The 14,624-nt window shown below is 67.8% G+C and carries 15 protein-coding genes; 7 read left to right on the top strand and 8 right to left on the bottom strand.

The genetic code is table 11. The features are described from left to right. Positions 1-4: 4 nt before the first annotated feature. On the top strand, positions 5-853 hold the full coding sequence (locus ACXMDP_RS09165; RefSeq protein WP_259729362.1) for a TPM domain-containing protein: 849 nt from the start codon (positions 5-7) through the stop codon (positions 851-853). A 17-nt stretch (positions 854-870) separates the two neighbouring features. Here the strand turns inward: ACXMDP_RS09165 and ACXMDP_RS09160 are convergent, their stop codons facing one another. From ACXMDP_RS09160 to ACXMDP_RS09150, 3 genes are all read right to left on the bottom strand, one after another. Beyond that, a complete protein-coding gene (locus tag ACXMDP_RS09160; RefSeq protein ID WP_259729363.1) occupies positions 871-1,641 on the bottom strand; it encodes a glycoside hydrolase family 24 protein in 771 nt (256 codons plus the stop codon). Positions 1,642-2,120: 479 nt separating this feature from the next. Beyond that, positions 2,121-3,194 (bottom strand): hypothetical protein, encoded by a 1,074-nt coding sequence (locus ACXMDP_RS09155; RefSeq protein WP_259729364.1) that lies wholly within the window; start codon positions 3,192-3,194, stop codon positions 2,121-2,123. Then, positions 3,188-4,039, bottom strand: a complete 852-nt coding sequence (locus ACXMDP_RS09150) for a TIGR04168 family protein (protein WP_259729365.1) — start codon at positions 4,037-4,039, stop codon at positions 3,188-3,190. The genes ACXMDP_RS09155 and ACXMDP_RS09150 overlap by 7 nt, the downstream gene beginning before the upstream one ends. A 123-nt stretch (positions 4,040-4,162) precedes the next feature. Between ACXMDP_RS09150 and nadA the strand changes: the two genes are divergently transcribed. The 3 genes from nadA (at position 4,163) to ACXMDP_RS09135 (ending at position 6,828) form a co-directional block, all read left to right on the top strand. Then, positions 4,163-5,110: a quinolinate synthase NadA gene (gene nadA / locus ACXMDP_RS09145; protein WP_259729675.1), complete on the top strand. Its 948-nt coding sequence runs from the start codon at positions 4,163-4,165 to the stop codon at positions 5,108-5,110. A gap of 28 nt (positions 5,111-5,138) precedes the next feature. Then, entirely contained in the window at positions 5,139-6,134 is a 996-nt protein-coding gene (locus ACXMDP_RS09140) for a ligase-associated DNA damage response exonuclease (protein ID WP_259729676.1), read from the top strand. Positions 6,135-6,483: 349 nt separating this feature from the next. Further along, positions 6,484-6,828, top strand: a complete 345-nt coding sequence (locus ACXMDP_RS09135) for a hypothetical protein (RefSeq protein ID WP_259729366.1) — start codon at positions 6,484-6,486, stop codon at positions 6,826-6,828. A gap of 827 nt (positions 6,829-7,655) precedes the next feature. On the opposite strand, the gene ACXMDP_RS09130 is transcribed toward ACXMDP_RS09135, so the two are convergent. Then, on the bottom strand, positions 7,656-7,874 hold the full coding sequence (locus tag ACXMDP_RS09130; protein WP_457766729.1) for a hypothetical protein: 219 nt from the start codon (positions 7,872-7,874) through the stop codon (positions 7,656-7,658). Positions 7,875-7,918: 44 nt separating this feature from the next. Here ACXMDP_RS09130 and ACXMDP_RS09125 point away from each other — a divergent pair, with 44 nt between their 5' ends. Together ACXMDP_RS09125 and ACXMDP_RS09120 are read left to right on the top strand one after the other, a co-directional pair. Then, positions 7,919-8,818 (top strand): M10 family metallopeptidase C-terminal domain-containing protein, encoded by a 900-nt coding sequence (locus tag ACXMDP_RS09125; RefSeq protein ID WP_457766728.1) that lies wholly within the window; start codon positions 7,919-7,921, stop codon positions 8,816-8,818. 179 nt (positions 8,819-8,997) lie between these two features. Next, positions 8,998-10,710 carry an ATP-dependent DNA ligase gene (locus ACXMDP_RS09120; protein WP_259729677.1) on the top strand — a complete coding sequence of 571 codons (1,713 nt, stop codon included), beginning with the start codon at positions 8,998-9,000 and terminating at the stop codon, positions 10,708-10,710. Between the two features lie 67 nt (positions 10,711-10,777). Here ACXMDP_RS09120 and ACXMDP_RS09115 read toward each other — a convergent pair whose 3' ends face one another. From ACXMDP_RS09115 to ACXMDP_RS09100, 4 genes are all read right to left on the bottom strand, one after another. Then, complete coding sequence (locus tag ACXMDP_RS09115) at positions 10,778-11,404, bottom strand: DUF4178 domain-containing protein (protein WP_259729368.1); 627 nt, start codon at positions 11,402-11,404, stop codon at positions 10,778-10,780. 93 nt (positions 11,405-11,497) lie between these two features. After that, on the bottom strand, positions 11,498-13,045 hold the full coding sequence (locus ACXMDP_RS09110) for a polyamine aminopropyltransferase (protein WP_259729369.1): 1,548 nt from the start codon (positions 13,043-13,045) through the stop codon (positions 11,498-11,500). Continuing rightward, entirely contained in the window at positions 13,042-13,275 is a 234-nt protein-coding gene (locus ACXMDP_RS09105; RefSeq protein WP_094510625.1) for a hypothetical protein, read from the bottom strand. Before ACXMDP_RS09105 ends, ACXMDP_RS09110 begins: the two co-directional genes overlap by 4 nt. A gap of 30 nt (positions 13,276-13,305) precedes the next feature. Then, positions 13,306-14,382 (bottom strand): hypothetical protein, encoded by a 1,077-nt coding sequence (locus tag ACXMDP_RS09100; protein ID WP_259729370.1) that lies wholly within the window; start codon positions 14,380-14,382, stop codon positions 13,306-13,308. Between ACXMDP_RS09100 and ACXMDP_RS09095 the strand changes: the two genes are divergently transcribed. Then, positions 14,381-14,590: a DUF350 domain-containing protein gene (locus ACXMDP_RS09095; RefSeq protein WP_094510627.1), complete on the top strand. Its 210-nt coding sequence runs from the start codon at positions 14,381-14,383 to the stop codon at positions 14,588-14,590. The genes ACXMDP_RS09100 and ACXMDP_RS09095 overlap by 2 nt on opposite strands. The last annotated feature ends 34 nt before the right edge of the window (positions 14,591-14,624 follow it).

Below are 14,624 nucleotides of genomic sequence, written 5' to 3'. Positions count from 1 at the left end.
CCGCATGGGCCGCTCCTCCGTCTCCCGTTCGCCGGCCTCGCCCGCGCCCCGGCGTCACGCCGCGGCAGGGTCCTGGCTGGCGCTGCTGGCCGCCCTGCTGCTGCTCTGGCCGTGGGCGCCCGCCTTCGCGGCCGACAACCCGGAGCTGCTGCCTGATCACCCCACACCAGTGATCGATCTGGCACGCGCGCTCACCGATGGTCAGCGCGCCGCCCTGGAAGACAAGCTCGACCGCTTCGAGGATGCCAGCGGCTGGAAGCTGCGGGTGCTCACCCAGTACGAGCGCACTCCGGGCCTGGCGGTGAAGCAGTACTGGGATCTCGACGAGCGCAGCGTGCTGCTGGTGGCCGACCCCCGCGGTGGCAACCTGCTGAACTTCAACGTGGGCGATGCCCTGTTCGCGCTGATGCCGCGCACCTTCTGGGTGGAGCTGCAGACCCGCTACGGCAACCAGTTCTATGTGCGCGACAACGGCGAAGATGGCGCGATTGTGGCGGCGCTCGGCGCCGTGCAGACCTGCCTGGAGCGCGGCGGCTGCCAGGTGGTGCCGGGCTTGCCGCAGGAGCAGTGGCTGCTCACCTTCTGCACCTCGGTGCTGGGCGGCCTGATCGTGGGCTTCGCCGCCTACCCGCGCAAGGAGGGAGATACCGTCGCCTGGAGCTGGGTGCTGCTGCTCTCACCGCTGTGGGTGATGCTCTTCGTGGTGTTCGGCCTCGGCCCGGTGGTGACCCGCACCTCCGATTGGCTGCCGGTGCTGCGCAACAGCCTCGGTTTCCTGGGCAGCTCTCTGGCCGCGTACCTCATCGCCCAGCGCACGGTGGGCAAACCTCCGGTGGGCAATGCGGGCGGGTGATCTCAGCGGCTAAGCGCTCAGGGGGTAGGCGTCACCTGCTCCAGCGCACAGGAAAGGGTGTCGTTGTCGCAGACCGGGGGCGGCGTGGAAACGGTTGCCACATCGATGCGCACGCTGAGTGAAGCGCGCAGCTCGGCCAGGTTGGCTTCGTAGAAACGACGCAGCTCATCGAAGCGTTTCACCGGCTGGCCGTAGAAGCTGCTGCCGGCCAGGGTGGGGAACGACGCCCACTCCGGGGCCAGCCGGGCGGCCAGCTCGGGCGTGAACACGCCGCGGTCGGCTTTTTCGAGTGCGCCGCGGCGCTGGATCAGGAAGATGGCGGCCTGATCCTGCACATGGGGCCCGAAGCCGTTCAGGCCCAAGCGGCTGCTGGCCATGGTCCAGGTGAAGGGCATGAACTGGTAGGCCCCGGCGGCGGCACTGGCGTAGCCCGGCGTGCGGTTCACCCGGTTGGGGTGACGATCCAGTGAGGGCATCAGGCTGCCGCCGAACATGATCCAGTAGCCCCGGTCTTCACCGCGGGCCCAGGTGCCTTCGGCGAAGCGGATCGTGTTGAGCAGTGCGCGGCGCTCCGGGGTGATCACGAAGAAGCGGGGATCCTGCGGCACTTCGCTGGGCAGGGCCACCGCCATGGAGTGAGGACCGGTGATAGCGGGGGCCGGAGCCGGGCGGCGGATCTCCTGCCACAGGAAGGGCGTTCTGGGCACGGCAGCGTGGGCAGGAGCCGCCAGCGCGAGCGCGGCGGCGGGCAGCAGCAGGTGGCGGGCAGCGGAGCGGAGAGTACGCAAAACGGGGGTCGGAGTGAAGGGGACGTGGGAAAGGAAGATGGCGGAATCCTGAGGGGGACTGCCGGTGGCTAGGCGCAATCGGTCAACGGTTTGTTGTTTCCGCTGCGCATTCGCGTGGGATTGAAAAGTCTGTGAATCGGCTGAGAAGTGACCCTGAACCTTGACGAAGCGGCTCAGATGTGCAGGTCAGTTTCTTGTTTCTGGACCGTCGTAGAGAAGGATGAATCCATCGCGGCGGGTTTGGTTCGGCACAATGTGACAAACGCCAACATGGATCCAAGGGTTATATGTGCCAATCGCACGACTGTCCACCAGTTATCTTGAGGCGCCGCACGGTTCTGATCACTGTTGAGCACTGAGTTTTTTGCTGCTCCGATCAATCTGAGCTGGTTGATCAGATCTGCTGATTGAAGCCGCTCAGTAGTGAAATACACCAGAACGGCTGCGCTGCAATGCTCCCCAGCGATCAGCGCTGTTGTTCAGGGCGCCATCCCTTCGGCCAGCTGCACCAACTGAGCCGCCGCTTGCTGAGCGCCATCGGCTGCCAGCGGATCGTCGCTGGGGGGCAGCAGCGGCTGGTCGAGCTGCCAGTCGCCGGCCAGCAGCTGCGGCTGGCTCAGCAGCCGGTGCCGGCCGTGGCGCCGCAGCCAGCCTTCCAGCACTGCCGCTTCAGCGAAGCCATGGCGCTCCACCAGATGCACCCCCGTGCCCTGGCCCAACGCCTCACAGAAGGTGCTGTAGCCGGCCTTGCTGATCTGGCGGCCGCACAGCCGCATCAGCTCCAGGGGGCGCACGTCCGCCGGCAGCAGGTGCACATTCGGCGCCGCCGACGCGCTGGCGTCGGTGGTCACAAAGGTCCAGCCGGGCCAGCGGGCGTAGGGCTCAGGGCCCAGGGCAAAACCCAGCCCACCGAAGCTCACCATCACGCAGCGCTCCCGCTCGGCCGGCAGGTCGAGCCGCTGCCGCAACGCGTCCGCCGCCAGCTGCGGCGCTGCTGCCGTCAGGCCCACCGCCGTCTCCGGCAGACCCCAATCCATCGCCATCGAAAACGGGCAGCGAATCACGTGCGTGCCGCGGCGGTAATCGTGGTGGAAGCGCTCGGCCCAGTCGAGGAAGGCCCCCCCCATGGGCGCGTAGATGTCGTCCCAGCCGAAGTTGCCCATCCACACCAGCGGCCGCTGCACCAACGCCGCCAGCCGCGCCGCCGCCGGCGGCACATCCCCCAGCAGCAGCACCGGTTCCCCCTGCTGCTGCAGCCAGTGCGCTTCCGCCTCCAGCAGCGGCGGCAGCGAGGCAGTCACGGCCTCCAGCGCTGCCAGGGTGGCGTCTCCATCCACACCGAGCGCATCGGCCTGAATCGCGCCCACATCCCAGCGCAGCGGGCGATGCTCGAACGGCACCCCCGCCAGGGCCAGCTGGAGAAAGGAGGGCGGCAGCGAGGTGGAGAGCACCAGCCGCCAGCGTGGCCGGAGCGTCGCCAGCGCCAGCAGCACCGAGGCCACCCGGGAGCCATGGCCGAAGCCGTGGCCGCTCACGCACGCATAGATCAGCACGGCACGGCCAACGGTTGCTGCACCAGCAACTGTTCATAGAGCAGCTCACCGCCGGGGTGGTACCAGCGGTGGCTGGCGCGCCGCACCCTGCCGTCCACCAGTTCCACCCAGGAGAAGTGGCGCAGGGCACGGCCCTCCTGATCGACGCCATGGCGCGGCACACAGGCGCTGTTGAGATAGGCGGTGCCGCTGCGGTCGATCACAAAGCTGCGGCGCAGGCCCCGGCCGCGCTTGAGCGCGTGGTGCATGTGGCCGAACACCACCAGTGGCACGGGCCGGTGGCGGCGGATGCGCTCGATCGCCAGGGTCAGGTCCTGGTCGCCCCAGTCACACGCGGGTGGTTTCCAGTCGCGACCGCAGGGGTCCTGGGCCTCGCTGCCCAGACCGGCCGGCCCACTGTGGGCCAGCACCAGCAGCGGCAGGGCCGGATCGGCCGCCAAGGCGGCGTTGGTGATGCGCTGGGCTGAGTCGTCGACGCTCATCGGCCCCCAGACCGCCTGCACCGCCTGTGAGAGATGGAAGCCACCGCCGGCGCTGCCGGGCCGGGCGCCCACCACCGCCAGCCCCGGGGGCTGCAGCTGCCGCAGCGCCCAGCCGCAATGGCGATCCCCCAGCAGCTCGATCTGGCGCCGCAGGCAGCGGCCGCTGGCATCACGGCCGGCGTCATGGTTGCCGAGGATGCAGGCCAGGGGCAACTCCAGCCGCCCCAGGCTGGCGGCGATGCGCTCCTGGCCATCGCTGAGGTCGCCGACCACCAGCACCGCATCAGGAGCGAGCCGGTGGAGCAGATCCACATCGCTGGCATCCCATTGCCCGTGCAGGTCGCCGGCGATCGCAATGCGCATGCGGGCCGGGCCCCGTCCCTAGGGTGGTGTCATCTTGGCCCAGAAGCCTTCTGGGCGCCGTCCGCGACACCCTCCACTCCCGCCATCGACACCGTCACCACCAGCCCGCTCTCTACCAGGCCGCTGATCGCCGGCCCCGCTCCCGCCCGGCACGCGCTGCCGCAGGCGATCCGGGAGCTGGCCAGGCAACGCCGCGCCGTGATCCTGGCGCACTACTACCAGAACGCTGAGATCCAGGACATCGCCGATGTGATCGGCGATTCGCTCGAACTCTCCCGCCGCGCCGCCCACACCGACGCCGAGGTGATCGTGTTCTGCGGCGTTCATTTCATGGCCGAAACCGCCAAGATCCTCAATCCAGGCAAAACGGTGCTGCTGCCCGATCTGGAAGCGGGCTGCTCCCTGGCCGATGCCTGCCCCGCCGAAGCGTTCGCCGCCTTCCGCGCCCAGCACCCACACCACTACGTGGTGAGCTACATCAACTGTTCAGCGGCGGTGAAGGCGCAGAGCGACCTGATCTGCACCAGCAGCAACGCCGTGAGCCTGGTGCAACAGCTGCCCGCCGACCGGCCAATCCTGTTCGCGCCGGATCAGAACCTGGGCCGCTGGGTGGCGCGCCAGAGCGGCCGTGAACTCACTCTCTGGCCCGGCAGCTGCATCGTGCACGAAACCTTCAGCGAGCAGGCGCTGCTGAAGCTGCGGCTCGATCATCCCGGGGCCGAGGTGATCGCCCACCCGGAATGCCTGCCCAACATGCTGGATCTGGCCGACTTCATCGGCTCCACCAGCAAGCTGCTGCACCGCGCCGAAACCAGCGAGGCCACCGCTTTCATCGTGCTCACCGAGCCGGGCATCCTGCACCAGATGCGCCTGAAGCTGCCCCATAAAACCTTCTATGAAGTGCCCGGGCAGGACGGCTGCAGCTGCAATGCCTGCCCTTACATGCGCCTGAACACGCTCGAGAAGCTCTGGCACTGCCTGGCCACGCTGGAGCCGGCGATCGAGCTGGATGAAGCGGTGCGCACCCGGGCGCTGCTGCCGATCCAGCGCATGCTGGATATGAGCCTCTGAGCAGGGACCCTTGCTGCCGCCGGGCTCCCTGATCCAGCACACCCCCCAGGGGCTCTACTGCCCGGCCGCCGACGCCTGGATCGACCCCTGGCGCCCGGTGCCACGCGCCCTGCTCACCCACGCCCACGCTGACCACGCCCGGCCCGGCAGCCAGGTGTACTGGGCGGTGGGCAGCGCCGCCGGCGTGCTGCGCCAGCGACTGGGCCAGGGCATTGATCTCCGCCAGATGGCCTACGGCCAGGAGCTGCGCCTCGGCGACGCCACCGTGTCGTTTCATAGCGCCGGGCATGTGCTGGGTTCGGCCCAGGTGCGGATCAGCGCCGGCGGTGAAACCTGGCTGATCAGCGGCGATTACAAGCGTGACGCCGACCCCAGCTGCGTGCCGTTCGAGTCGGTGCAGGCCGATGTGCTGATCACCGAGGCCACCTTCGGTCTGCCGGTGTATCGCTGGCGGCCGGGCCAGGAGGTGGCTGCCGAGATCCACGCCTGGTGGAAAGGTGCCCCGGAGCGGCCCTCGATCCTGTTCTGCTACGCCTTCGGCAAGGCGCAGCGTCTGCTGGCGGAGCTGCACCAGCTGGGCGTGAGAGAGGAGGTGCTCCTGCATGGCGCCGTGCAGACCCTGATGGCGCCTTACCGCGAGCAGGGGATCGCCATGCCGCCCACCCGGCCCGTGAGTGAGCTGCCCCGCAGTGAGCCAATGGCGAGCCGGCTGGTACTGGCGCCCCCGTCGGCGCATCGTTCGGTGTGGATGAAGCGGTTCAAGGCACCGCAGACGGGCTTCGTGAGCGGTTGGATGGCGGTGCGCGGTGCCCGGCGGCGGGGCGGCTACGAGCGGGGCTTCGTGCTCAGCGACCACGCCGACTGGAACGGTCTGCTCAACACCGTGCGCCAGAGCCGCGCCCAGCAGGTGTACGTGACCCACGGCCAGAGCGACGTGCTGGCCCGCTACCTGCGCGACGTGGAAGGCATCAGTGCCGAGCCCCTCAGCGGCGGCATTGCGGCGGAGCGTGGGGAAGAAACGTAGGGGGGGGTTGTGACCTTTGACCTCGTGGACGGAGTCCGCGAGCCCCGAAGCTCTGCATCAGACGGCACACCTTGGCGTCACGACTTGACTGTCTTCGTGCGTCGATGGGTTCGCTGTTGCCGGCCTTGGCGGGCAGAGTTGCTTGCCTTCGGATGGAGGGTTGCCGGCGAATGATGAAAGCGAATGGCTGCTGACTGCAGGCTGAACCTTCATGAATTGCCGGTACAATTGCAGAGGCGACCCCTCCGATGCTGTTGCTCCCGGTTGCCCTCCGTGCCGGCTGCATGCATGGGTCAGGCCGCAGGCAATGGTCGCCACACTGCAGATTTGATCACACACCACGGCTGCCATGACTGCATTCCGCACGTTGCTGATCTCGATGTTTCTTGCCCTTCTCGGCTACACGGCGGTGGTGATCAGCCAGCAAGGGCTGGGCCTGGTGGCTGTCTTCATCGGCAACCTGCTGCAGCTGAACTGGTCCGGGCAGTTCAATCTGGATTTCTCGTTCATGCTGATGATCTCCGCCCTCTGGGTGATGTGGCGTCACCAGTTCAGTGGCGTGGGGGTGATGCTTGGTCTTGCTGCTTTGGTTGGCGGTGTTCTGTTTCTCAGCACGTATCTGTTCATCCAGAGCTTCCGGCTGAATGGAAAGATGGTGCCCCTGTTGATCGGCCCCCAACGGGTGGCTGCCTGAAACGCTGCCCAAGGAGCCCGTGTTTCCAGAACGACTGTGTCGCTCGGAGCGCACAGCACCCCTCCAGGCTGCAGGACTCACCCACGATCAGCCAGGCGCATCGGCGCCAACAAACCATTGTCAACCTGCCACGCCTTGCTGGCTCCTTGGCGTGCACCAGTTGAGGGATGCTGTCCATCCCAGGAAAACCAATCAGTCGGCACGGCGTGATCGGCACCCCTGCAGGCCAGCGGCTGATCACACGCACGACAGCATGGAAAGCCTGCAGCGCTCTACAAAGCTGTGGCATCGTCATGCAGTGCTCAGCAGAAGGGTTCTCTGTAGAGTTCAGCCGAAGCTACACATCCGGATCATCGAATGACAACCGGCAGCCTGGCGATCAACAACAGCAGTGGCGAGCCGCTGAGCTACTGGGTGGTGTCCAATGGCTACACCTCCGAGCAGATCGTGAGCACGGGAACGCTCACTACAGGAACGAACAGCATCTCTGTGCCATCAGGCAGCAACCTAAGAATCTATGTGTCGAGCACAGATATCTTCACGAGCCAGAACAACGCCGGTGGCGGCGAACCGAGTGGGCTCTCAATCCGTGATGCCTTCAGTTTTTATGAGTACACCTGGGATGGAACCTACAGCAGCACGGGATTCAGTGCTGATGTGAGCTATATCAACGACTGGGCCTATCCCATTCAGTCGAACCTCAATGGCACCACCTACGGATTCCTGGATGCCACGGCGATCGCCCAGGCCATGGCTGCCCTGCCTCCACAGAACTTCCTGCCCCAGAGTGCGGCAAGTCTGGCGGCCGTCGGCACCGTTTCCGACCTCTACGACGCTGCCAACCGTCGTTTCATCGGCCCGATGTCGATCTGGCAATGGCAGGCCAGTGAGTCTTTCTGGACCCAGCAGGCGGCGGCCGTCTCGCTGCCGCCGGCGATGGCGGCGGGATGGGCCAGCTTCGGGGCCGACGTGCCCTGGGGGCCGATGCCCTGGGGAGGAGTCTCCCCTACGGCCAGCGGGCTCCAGCCGTCCGGCAAGGCCAGCAAGCTGCCTGCGGGGAATCCCCGCCCTGCCCGCCCTGGCGGCCGGGGTGCCGCTGCCTGCTGGCTACCCTTCGCCCACCTTCGGCTTCGATTTCTCCAGCAATCTCAACTGGAGCACGATGAACAATGGAGCCGGATCGAGTGTGGATCCCTCCGACGACTCACTCTTCTATGCGTCCAACTTCAATGTGTGGAATTTCGGCTATGCCTTTGGCACGCCGGGTGCTCCTGCTGGCAATTATGCGCCGGACGACCCCTCCAATCCGAACGCTTATACGTCGATCCTGCGTGCCCAGGCCAACACCGAAGGCGGGATGGGTCTTTATGCCAATGGCAACCAGAACTTCGTTGGTTTCTACACCTTCGCCAAGGACGACTACAACGCCAATTATCAAGGAAATCTTCAGCAGCTCACCATCACCATCGGTGCGCTGGCTTCCGCCTCCACCGGCAGCTCCGGCAATGATGAAGTGGTGGGCACCCGCCGCAATGATGTGATCTCCGGCGGTTACGGAGCGGATCTGCTCTCCGGGGGAGCAACGCCGCCCAGTGGCCAGCAGGAACCCGGCCGTGATGCCATCACCCGTCAGCCCTTGGGGGGATCCAGGCAGGCTCTGCCAGGCCGTGATGGTCGCGATGTCTTCGTCTACGTCCGGGCCGACAGCAGCCTCAACACCAAGCACCAGCGCGATGTGATCACCGACTTCGATCCTTCCGATCAGATCGATCTCGCAGCGGTGGATGCCTGTTCACTTCAAGCGGGGCAGCAACGCTTCAGCTGGATCGGGCAGCGGCAGTTCAATGGTACGGCGGGCCAGTTGAGGATTGATGTCTCCCCTTTCCGCCATGCTTTGTTGCAGGGTGATGTCGATGGCAACGGCAAGCCTGACTTTGAGGTGAAGTTGCTGGGTGTCGATCTGTTCGCACGCTCCAACCTCCTGCTCTGAAGGAATTCACGTTCCGAGGGTTCTGCCAGGACTGGCCTTGGCGCTTGAGGCTTCCGGCGCACGTAGCGGATGGCGCTCATCCTCACGCTGATTGCCGATTGCCCTTTGGTCACGCCGCCTCAGGCCTGATCGCTACAACCGGCGCCAGGGCCGATGCCCTGCCCACCCATCCCCTGCCTGTGCACGCCTTCTGTGACCTGTTCGAGTGCCTGGATCGCAGCAGCGGCACCAAGGCGCGCGTGGCGGCGCTGGTGGGGTACTTCCGCGAAGCGCCCGCGGGCGATGCGGCCTGGGCGCTTCAGTTGCTGCTCGGCAAGCGGCGCCGTCGGCTGCTCACCGGACGGCGTTTACGGGAGATCTGCCTCGGGGCGGCCGGGCTGCCGGAATGGTTGTTCGAGGCCTGCCACTCCCAGGTGGGGGATTCGGCGGAAACGATCGCCTTGCTGTTGCCCCAGCTGAAGCTGCCGGCTGGCGAACCGCTCGACCTGCCGCTGTCGGTGTGGATGGCAGAGCGGTTGCCGGCGCTGGCTGCGCTCGACGGCGAAGTGCAGGCGCAGGCGGTGCTGCAGATCTGGTCATCCCTGCCGCCATCGCAGGTGTTCGTGTTCAACAAGCTGCTGAGTGGCGGTTTCCGGGTGGGGGTATCCACCGGCCTGGTCACACGTGCCCTGGCCGAGGTGAGCCAGCTGGAGGAGGCGGAGCTGGCCCATCGGCTGATGGGTGGCTTCGTGCCCAGTGCCGCTGCCTTCACCGCCCTGCTCAGCCCCACCACCAGCGGTGAGGACGCACCGATCAGCCGCCCCTATCCCTTTTTCCTGGCCAGTCCACTGGAGCCGGAGCGGCTGCTGACGGACGACCCCGCTGATTGGCGCGCCGAGTGGAAATGGGACGGCATCCGCGGCCAGCTGATCCGCCGCGCCGGCACCACCTTTCTCTGGAGCCGTGGCGAAGATCTGGTGAACGAGAGCTTCCCGGAGCTGGTGGCGCTGGGCGATGCCCTGCCGGACGGCACCGTGCTCGATGGGGAAGTGATCGTGTGGCCGCCGGCGGCGGACCGTCCGCTCGGATTTGCGGCCCTGCAACGGCGCCTGGGGCGGCGCAGCGTGAGTCGAGCGTTGCGTCAGGCCTGCCCGGCTGCCTTCGTTGCCTATGACCTGCTGGAAGCGGGCGGCCGTGACCAGCGCCAGCACCCCCTGGCGGCGCGGCTGCAGGACCTGGTCCAGCTCGGCGCGCGGTTGGGGGAGACCGCCGCTGAGGAGTTGAAGGGGGTTCTGCGCCTCTCGACCGGGCTGCCGTTCCAGAGCTGGGAGGAGCTGGAGCCGCTGCGCAGCCAGGCGCGCCAGGCCGGTGCCGAGGGCTTGATGCTCAAGCGGCTGGACTCGCCGTATCTTGCGGGCCGCAAGCGGGGCCACTGGTGGAAACACAAGCTCGAGCCGATGGAGCTCGATGCAGTGCTGCTCTATGCCCAGGCAGGCAGCGGCCGCCGCGCCAACCTCTTCACCGACTACACCTTCGGGCTATGGGCCACCGCACCATCTGACTCGGTGGATCCGGAACCGTCAGGACAAGGGACCAGCCCGCGCCAGTTGGTGACCTTCGCCAAGGCCTATTCCGGTCTTGATGATGCCGAGATCTCTGAGCTTGATCGCTGGATCCGGCGCCACACCACCGAACGCTTCGGGCCGGTGCGGGCCGTGGAGCCGCTGCAGGTGTTCACCCTGGGCTTTGAAGGCATCCAGCGCTCCGGCCGGCACCGGAGCGGCGTGGCAGTGCGTTTCCCGCGCATCCTGCGCTGGCGGCAGGACAAACCCGCGGCCGAGGCCGACACCCTGAGCGCCGCCGAAGCCCTGCTGGAGGACGACAGGTCAGGACCAGGGTCCGTATACGGATGACGGCTGCAACCGTGGGATGGCACCCACCCCATGGCGGCAGGGTCACCGCCCCTAGCGGTAGACCAACTCAGCGGTACACCGAGCGCCCATCGCCGGGCAAGAGGCTGAGCTGGCCGGGATCGATCAGGCGGCCCACGCTGAGCTCGGGCGGGTCGGGGGTCTGACCGGCAGCGGCAGCAGCGGCCAGATCCCACTGCTCCAGCGACAGCACCAGGCCGCCGCTGGCGGTGTAATCGGCGTAGCGGCAGCCGCTCTGGCGCCGGTTCATCACCCGCGCGCTGGAGCTGATCGAAGCCCGGCCCTGCTCCTTGAGCGCGTAGGTGACGCCGTCCAGCTGCAGCCGCGCCGGGAAGCGGCCTGCGCCGCAACCAGCCAGCGACGCTGGATCCAATGCCGAAGCGCTGACGCTCTCCAGCCAACTCACCTCCAGCCAGTCGTCTTCACTGACGCTCAACCAGCGGGCGTCGTTGCCGTCACGCAGCAGATACTCCAGCCACTCGAAGCCTTCCTCGGCACACAGCAGCCTGTCCTCCACCACCCAGTCGCGCCCTTCGAACTGCACGATGTCGCCGTAGCGGAGGGTGAACAGGGTGCGGTCCTGGGGCAAGGCAGCCGGACGGCGGCACCAGCGCCGCAGCTGCATCACCACGACAGCTGCCACCAGCAGCCCCAGCAGCACGATCCAGACCGTCATCGGCTCGATTCCAAGGGCCGGCCACGGCCGCCGGTAGCGGCGAGCCTATCGACACCACCCTGGCGGCCAGGCACATCGCCACCATTGCTCAGCTCACGGCCCCGACCAGCGGCTCTGGCGCTGGTACTCGGACAGCACAGGACGCAGCAGGCGGTTCGGCCGCACCTGCTGGCCGGCCGGCAGGCGCAGGTCCCGCGGCAGCGGGAACAGGCGGGCGATCTGGTCGTCATCGGCCCAGCGGCCGCTGAACGGCAACGGGGCGGCCTGCAGGGTCTGGCCCGCGCGGTAGGCGATCACGAAGCCCCAGGGGCCGAAGCTGGGTACATCCACGCTGTAGGCGCGCGTGGTGAGCGGCAGTTGCTCGAAGGTGGCCTGGATCGAGGCCAGCACTTTGGGGGTGAAGAAGGGCGTGGAGGCCTGGGTCACCAGCCGCCCGTCCGGCGCCAGCAACTGCAGCAGCCGGCCGTAGAAGCTGACGCTGTAGAGACGCGCCAGCGGTGCGGTGGCGGGATCCGGAAAGTCGGCGATCACCACGTCGTAGGCGCCGGGCAGGTGCCGCACCCGCTCGAAGGCGTCGCCACTGTGGAGATGCACCCGCGGGTCGTCGAGGCTGCCCTGGTTGAGCCGCCGCAGAAAGGGGTGCCGGCGCGCCAGCTGGAGCATGGCGGGATCCAGCTCCACCAGATCCACTCGCTGCACACCCGGCCAGCGCAGCACCTCCCGCAGTGCCAGGCCATCACCGGCACCGAGCAGCAGCACGCGATGGGGCTGCTGGTGGAAGGCCATCACCGGATGCACCAGCGCCTCGTGGTAGCGGTATTCGTCGAGGCTCGAGAACTGCAGGTTGCCGTCGAGGAACAGGCGCAGGTCGTCGCGGCGGCGCGTCAGCACGATGCGCTGGTGACGGCTCTGCACCCGGCCCACCACCGGGTCGTCGTAGAGGCTGTCTTCGATCCTGTCGCCCAGGGGCAGCACAGCCCAGGCCACCAGAGCCACCAGCGGCAACGTGCCCCCCACCAACCAGCGCCAGCGGCGGCTCAGGGGGAACACCCGGCAGATCACCAGGCAACTGAGCAGCGGCACCAGCGCCAGCAGGCCGGCGGTGGGCAGCAGGCCCAGCCAGGGCAGCAGCACCAGCGGGAACAGCAGCGCCCCCACCAACGCGCCCAGGTAATCGAGCGCCAGCACCCGTGCCAGCGCCGTGCGCAGGTGCTGCTGGGTCTCCAGCAGGCGGGTGAGCAGCGGCACCTCCATGCCGCCCAGCACCCCCACCAGCAGGGTGAGCACCACCAGCCCCAGCCAGACCGGCCCGCCGGCACCGAACAGGGCGAACAGCCCGAGCGGCGCCAGCAGGCACAGCGGGCTGAGCAGCAGTTCCACCAGCAGGAACAGCCGCAGCAGCCGGGCGAACGGGTTGGGGCCACAGGCGAGGAACTGGCTCAGCCAGGCCCCCAGGCCCATCGCCGCCAGAAAGGTGCCCACCACGATGCCGGTGGCCAGGGTGTGGTCGCCCAGCAGGTAACTGGCCTGGGTGGCGAGCATCAGCTCCAGCACCAGGCTCACGGTGGAGGACACCGCTGCCGCCGCCAGCAGCACCCACACCTGCAGGGGGCGCAGCGGCGGGGCGGCAGCGGTGGTCACTTGGCGGAGCCCGGTCCTCGCCCCTGAAAGCCCGACCAGCTGCGCGAGCGGTCCGGCGCCGCTACCCAGCGGCCCGCCCGGTAGCTGCCGCCGTAGCGCACGCCGCTGAAGCTGGCCGGCGTGCCCTCCTGGCCAAGGCGGAACAGAGCCGGCTGCAGGATGGCCGTGCCGGTGCCCACGCCCACGGCGCCGACGGCCAGTAGCAGGATCACCGCTTGTTCGCGGGGCATGTCGAGCGGTCTCCCAACTCTCTGAGCATCTCAGGCGCGGGCGCCCGGTGGGCGGATCGGCAGCAACGGCACCTGGAAGGCCGTATTGATGCCATCCTCCACCCACAGCTCCAGCCATTCGATCTCCCAGGGGTCGTCCTGGGGAGTGAAGGCTTCCGGCACCGTCACCCGCACCCGGTAGCTGCCGGGTTCCGCCAGCCGCAGGTAGTACGCCTCAGAAAGCGTGAGCCAGTGATCGCCATCGCTCGCCTGCTTGACTAACTGCAGAGTGACCTGATGATCGAGGCGACGCTCGCCGGCCGCATCGTTGAGGCTTAAGCAGAGCAAGGCCGTGGTGGGCGGATACGTCTCAGGCTTGGCGCCATCGGGAAGCTCCCAGTGAGCGTTCACCACCAGCTTCACCAGCCCCGGCCCGCCTAGCGGCAGGCGTGCAGCCGCCACCCCGTGCTCCACCCGCAGCAGGCGCCGCGAGCGCGTCGCGCCGTACACCGCCCCCAGCAGGCAGAGCACGATCGCCTGGGTGACCACCGCCGTGAACACCAGCAGGCCGGCGGCAACGCTGTGGTTGCGCACTGTGCCGCGCAGTGTCACCGGTGCCTGGAGCGGTAAGCCGCTCGCGTCGAGCAGCTCTTCGGGCGTCACCTCGAGTTGGAAACGGCCGCTGCTCCGTGGGCGGAGCTGGAGCAGCAGGGCCGTGTCCTGCTCCTGCCAGCTGCCGCTGTTGCCGCCATCCGTCCAAAGTCCGCTCTCACGCCAGCCATCCTTGAACAGCTCCAACACCGTTCTGCCTGCCTTATCGAGCAGGCGCACTTCCAACACCACCGTGCTGTTGGATGGGATGTCCGCCTCCATGGCGATCCGCGGACTCCCCAGCCAGCCATCGCGAAGCTCGAAGGGCTCGCTGCGGCCCGGCTGCTCCTCCGTCGCCACCAATACCAGCCGTTGCGGTGGTTCGAGCGCGGAGAGCGCCAGCACCGCAAGGGGCAGCAGCGGTAGCAGCAGGGCCAGCAGCGGCCAGCGCACCGTCGTGGCCGCCGTCGCGCTGCCGCCAGGTCGGCCTGCTCCCGGGGAGTCCCTACCCTGACGGCGAAGGCGTGTCGTGGTCATGGTCAAACCGCTGCTCCAGTTGCTGCTGACGGTTGGCTGGACGTTCTTCGGCGTCATCCTCATCTACGGCGGCCTGCTGCTGTTCGATCGCCTCTCGCCGATCGACTACCGCAGCGAGATCCGTAAGGGCAACATCGCTGCCGGGGTGGTGCTCGGCGCCGTGATCCTGGCGATCGCCGCTGTGGTGGTGGCCGTGCTCTCCAGCTGACGGGCGGCGCGACTTGGCCAGCCGCAGGGGCGCG

The organism is Cyanobium sp. ULC065, assembly GCF_977927515.1.
Note: the sequence above shows the minus strand (reverse complement) of the source record. Positions and strands in the feature narration are given on the sequence as shown.

Excerpts from the sequence above, each read along its gene's own strand:
- ACXMDP_RS09165 (WP_259729362.1), top strand. The coding sequence starts at position 5 with ATGGGCCGCTCCTCCGTCTCCCGTTCGCCGGCCTCGCCCGCGCCCCGG.
- ACXMDP_RS09150 (WP_259729365.1), bottom strand. The coding sequence starts at position 4,039 with ATGCGCATTGCGATCGCCGGCGACCTGCACGGGCAATGGGATGCCAGC.
- ACXMDP_RS09135 (WP_259729366.1), top strand. The coding sequence starts at position 6,484 with ATGACTGCATTCCGCACGTTGCTGATCTCGATGTTTCTTGCCCTTCTC.
- ACXMDP_RS09115 (WP_259729368.1), bottom strand. The coding sequence starts at position 11,404 with ATGACGGTCTGGATCGTGCTGCTGGGGCTGCTGGTGGCAGCTGTCGTG.
- ACXMDP_RS09105 (WP_094510625.1), bottom strand. The coding sequence starts at position 13,275 with ATGCCCCGCGAACAAGCGGTGATCCTGCTACTGGCCGTCGGCGCCGTG.
- ACXMDP_RS09095 (WP_094510627.1), top strand. The coding sequence starts at position 14,381 with ATGGTCAAACCGCTGCTCCAGTTGCTGCTGACGGTTGGCTGGACGTTC.
- ACXMDP_RS09100 (WP_259729370.1), bottom strand. The coding sequence starts at position 14,382 with ATGACCACGACACGCCTTCGCCGTCAGGGTAGGGACTCCCCGGGAGCA.